Raw genomic sequence first — 4,018 nt, forward strand, 5'->3', positions numbered from 1 at the left:
TAACCCTGATTTTGTGATTGTTCCTTAAACTTAGCCTTGCTAGATCACACCACTTTATTTAAACAGCCGAAAAGCAAAACCGTCACCGGTTTTGCTTTTCTGATTTATATTTGATTCATTAACAATTATGACTTTTCTAGCTCTTCTACTATTGCTAAAGCTGTCTTTTTCGCTGAAAAAGGGTTTTGCCCTGTAATTAACTTGCCGTCTTGAACTACATATGGAGCAAAGGGAATAAAAGCTTTTTCATAATGAGCGCCGTATTCTTTCGCTAACTCTTCGGCATTGTACGGCACTTTTTTTGCTACCCCTGCCAAAACCTCTTCACTCCAAGCAAAGCCTGTTAACTTCTTATCTTTTATCAATCGCTCTCCGTTTGAAAGCCGTACATTAAGTAACCCACAATAGCCATGACAAACACTTGAAACGATGCCGCCCTTTTCATAAATGTTTTTGGTGATTTCTTGAAGTTCAGGGTTATCTAAAAAATCCCACATCACACCGTGACCACCTGTGTAGTAAATCACGTCATAGTCTTGCCAATTAATATCGGAAGGCTTAAAAGTATTCGCCAGCAGCGTAATAAAAGCTTGATCTTTTTCTCGGTCTTTAACAGATTTATCAGCAACTAACGGTGCAAGCGATTTAGGTTCAATTGGAGTTTTACCACCATTTGGACTGACAATATCTTGTATGTAACCTTGCTTTTCAAATTCATCATAGGCATGAGTGAGCTCGCCTAACCACAGCCCTGTTTGTTGATCTACATCCTTATAGCGTGAAACATTGGTCACGACGTGTAATATACGTTTAGACATTTTCTCACCTCATTTTTCATATTTATAATTCTATTCTTTCGTCTATCAAAGCATAGAAAGTTGTTACTGAAAGTGTGTGCTTGGTAAAGTTATGAACCTTGCTTTTATGCTACTATAAGTCTAAAGTTAGCTTGAATGTCAAGAGAGTATGTGGCTATGAATATTAGCGAGTTATCTAAACTAAGTGGTGTAAGCACCCCTACAATTCGTTATTACGAACAAATCAAACTCTTGCCTAAAGCAAAAAGAAAATCGAATGGCTATCGTGAATATACCGATAACGATTTGAAGCAACTCTCTCTCATCCAACAAGCCCAGCAGGTTGGATTTTCTTTAGCAGAAATTAAAGGTTTTTTGCCATCGAAAGTTGCTGCTTGGGATCATGATGCACTTATTCAAACAATTGAAACCAAAATTCAAGAAATAGAACTTTTAGAACAAAAGCTAAAAGTCAGTAAGCAAAACTTACGCACCATGATTCATGCCATTAATGACAAACCCGATGAAATTACGTGCGAGCAAAATGCAGAACGGCTTATGACCCTCTATTTCGACAAAGTAAATACAGCGTAGTTTTAAACTTTAAACAGAACTTTTGTTGAAAAACCAATTACAGGCGAACGCTGTAATTGGTTTTTTCATACAAATATTATAGAAAAAAATCAGCTTATCTTTTGATAGTGAAGACCGATGGCTCCAGAAGCAAACGTTTTATTTTCAATGAGTTTAAGATTGGTCTTTTCTTTAATACCTTGAAATAGTGGTAAGCCACTACCAATTAGCACGGGCGAAACCGTAATTTTATATTCATCAATTAAACCAAGTTGCATCAAATAGTGTGCGAACCTTGGACTCCCTAAAATCACCATATCCTTGCCCGGTTGCTGTTTGAGCTTATTAATTTCTTCTTCAACATGATCTTTCACAAGCCTAGAATTATTCCACTCAACTGTATCTAAGGTTGTTGAAAAAACGATTTTCTCTGTTTTTTCAATCCACTCAGCATGATTGCGTTCATGTTCTGAGGCTTCTGGATTTGAAAGCATGGTTGGCCAGTAATTATGCATCATCTGGTAAGTCGCACGTCCCCAAATCACCGTATCGGCAGTGCTCAAAATTTCTTTCGCATGGTTAGCCAAATCAGCGTCGTAAGCAATCCATCCAATGTCCATTGCCCCATTTGGACCTTCGACAAAACTGTCTAGCGATGCATGTAGAAACAGTATGAGTTTTCTCATTATTCTCATTCCTTTGTTATGAAAAAAATTTATCGCTTTTTAGTATATTCAATTTGAATTATTTCTTATGGAGTGTTTTGTTTTCTGGTTTTCTTTCATCTATATAAAGCTGTATTTACTTGAAATATTTAAAAATAACCCGAACAAGAATGACTCCTTATTCGGGACGATCTATAAAAATGCTGTTTTAATAAAGGCTTTTAATTAATAACCAGCGGACCAGAACCCGGTAGCTCAGTTACTAGCTTGTAGCCCATCAGTTTTGCTGGTGTATATGTACCGCCTTTCACGGTATTTTTGAGTAAATAATTCACTACAGTCAGTGAGCCATTTACGGTAAGGCTATACGCATTTTCCGTTTGGATACGGGCAGTTTTGATTTCCCCATCCGTATTTCTTGCCTCACCCCAAACATAGGTAGGTACTTTCGCGCGAAGTTCCTCATTTGGTCCCACAACCATTTTTTCAATACGCGACTTAATAAACTTCTGCACAGCATTAATTTTTAATACTGGGCGTAAATAGTTCATCATTTTCGCGCCAAAAATCATTTTGGGAAATGCGGGGACAAATACTTCAATGTTTGGAATACCGGTTGTATAAAACGCTGTAGATACATCTCCCCATGGAACACTCATGGCACTTTTTTTACCATCACCAAAATCAATGGTCCGAACATAATGTGCTAATGGAACGGTGGTAATTTTTCCATTTTTACGAATTTTTCCGCCTTCGGCCATGCCTTCTGTACTTGTTTTAGCAGTACCCGGTGAAAACCCTGTTCTAGAGTCAAAACCAAGTGCTAAATGGGTCGCATCTGGCAATGCTTCTTTGAGCGCAGCAGCGACACAATCTGTCGGAATCACATCGAAGCCAACACCCGGACAAAGCACAATATCGGCTTTTTCAGCTTGGCTGTTAAGTGACTGTGCCAATTCAAATACAGAGATTTCACCCGTAATGTCGAGATAGTGAGCGCCTGCTTTAATACACGCTTCCATCATGGGTTTCGATGTCGCTGAAAATGGTCCTGCACAGTGCATGACCAGTTTAAAGCCTTGCAGTTGCTCACTGACTGCATCTACGTTATTAAGCCCAAAAGCTTTATAGTCGAGCCCCAACTCTTGAGCTAATGTTTCAACCTTAGCTTTGTTACGACCGGCCAAAATTGGTTTTAGACCTTGGCGTACAGCTTCACGAGCGATTAACTCACCCGTGTAGCCATTTGCTCCATAAATTATCCAGTTTGAATCATTCGGATTTGTCATAACACAACTCACTTATTAAGAAGCAAATGTATAGTCACGCATGCCTTTTTTGTATTGGCGGGTACTGCATGACATAGATGATTGTTGCAAAATTAAAGCCCAAGCTGGTGAAACATTTGGTTTTGTTTTTTTACCAGCGCTTAAATTACGTAACTGGAATTTCACCACTGCCATATTGGCAAGTGAAGCGAATGTTTTATTTTCCCAAGTAATCGGCTTAAGTTCAGGTGAAACATTTTTGCCTTGTTTCCAAGCATTTGGCAAATTAGGTTCAATCGCTAAAGCTGTGGCAATACCGACCATATCTACACCACTTTCAACTACTTGCTCTGCCACTTGTTTACGGCGTATGCCACCTGTCACCATAACAGGCATTTTGGCAACTTTACGAATTTCTTGTGCAAACTCTAAAAAGTAAGCTTCACGAGCGAGTGTTCGGCCATCACGTGCTTGACCTTGCATCGCAGGTGCTTCATAGCTACCGCCTGAAAGTTCAACCAAATCGACTGCATGTTCATTTAGCATTTTAACCACTTGTTGAGCATCTTCAGCGCTAAACCCACCACGTTGGAAATCGGCTGAATTTAGTTTTACTGCAACTGTAAACTGAGGCGAAACCACTTTACGAACAGCTTCCACAATCTCAATTAAAATGCGAGCGCGGTTTTCTAAAGAACCACCCCACTGATCTTGG

At 39.2% G+C, this 4,018-nt stretch carries 5 protein-coding genes; 1 reads left to right on the plus strand and 4 read right to left on the minus strand.

Annotation, left to right across the window (positions count from 1 at the left end; all coding sequences use genetic code 11):
• Nucleotides 1-125 precede the first annotated feature (125 nt).
• Nucleotides 126-818 (minus strand): type 1 glutamine amidotransferase domain-containing protein, encoded by a 693-nt coding sequence (locus tag UC75_RS03915; RefSeq protein WP_049836767.1) that lies wholly within the window; start codon nucleotides 816-818, stop codon nucleotides 126-128.
• 156 nt (nucleotides 819-974) lie between these two features.
• On the opposite strand from UC75_RS03915, the gene UC75_RS03920 reads away from it, so the two are divergent.
• Nucleotides 975-1,391 (plus strand): MerR family transcriptional regulator, encoded by a 417-nt coding sequence (locus UC75_RS03920; RefSeq protein WP_049836768.1) that lies wholly within the window; start codon nucleotides 975-977, stop codon nucleotides 1,389-1,391.
• Between the two features lie 89 nt (nucleotides 1,392-1,480).
• On the opposite strand, the gene UC75_RS03925 is transcribed toward UC75_RS03920, so the two are convergent.
• From UC75_RS03925 to UC75_RS20110, 3 genes are all read right to left on the minus strand, one after another.
• Entirely contained in the window at nucleotides 1,481-2,056 is a 576-nt protein-coding gene (locus tag UC75_RS03925; RefSeq protein WP_049836769.1) for a dihydrofolate reductase family protein, read from the minus strand.
• A 200-nt stretch (nucleotides 2,057-2,256) separates the two neighbouring features.
• Complete coding sequence (locus tag UC75_RS03930) at nucleotides 2,257-3,324, minus strand: saccharopine dehydrogenase family protein (RefSeq protein ID WP_049836770.1); 1,068 nt, start codon at nucleotides 3,322-3,324, stop codon at nucleotides 2,257-2,259.
• A gap of 15 nt (nucleotides 3,325-3,339) precedes the next feature.
• The coding region (locus UC75_RS20110; protein WP_228137072.1) for a HisA/HisF-related TIM barrel protein at nucleotides 3,340-4,018 on the minus strand (679 nt) is incomplete at its 5' end.

The organism is Acinetobacter sp. V2 (genome assembly GCF_001188385.1).
GTDB classification, from domain to species: domain Bacteria; phylum Pseudomonadota; class Gammaproteobacteria; order Pseudomonadales; family Moraxellaceae; genus Acinetobacter; species Acinetobacter oleivorans.

Coding starts and splice junctions, on each gene's coding strand:
- UC75_RS03920 (WP_049836768.1), top strand. CDS start 975: ATGAATATTAGCGAGTTATCTAAACTAAGTGGTGTAAGCACCCCTACA.
- UC75_RS03930 (WP_049836770.1), bottom strand. CDS start 3,324: ATGACAAATCCGAATGATTCAAACTGGATAATTTATGGAGCAAATGGC.
- UC75_RS03925 (WP_049836769.1), bottom strand. CDS start 2,056: ATGAGAAAACTCATACTGTTTCTACATGCATCGCTAGACAGTTTTGTC.
- UC75_RS03915 (WP_049836767.1), bottom strand. CDS start 818: ATGTCTAAACGTATATTACACGTCGTGACCAATGTTTCACGCTATAAG.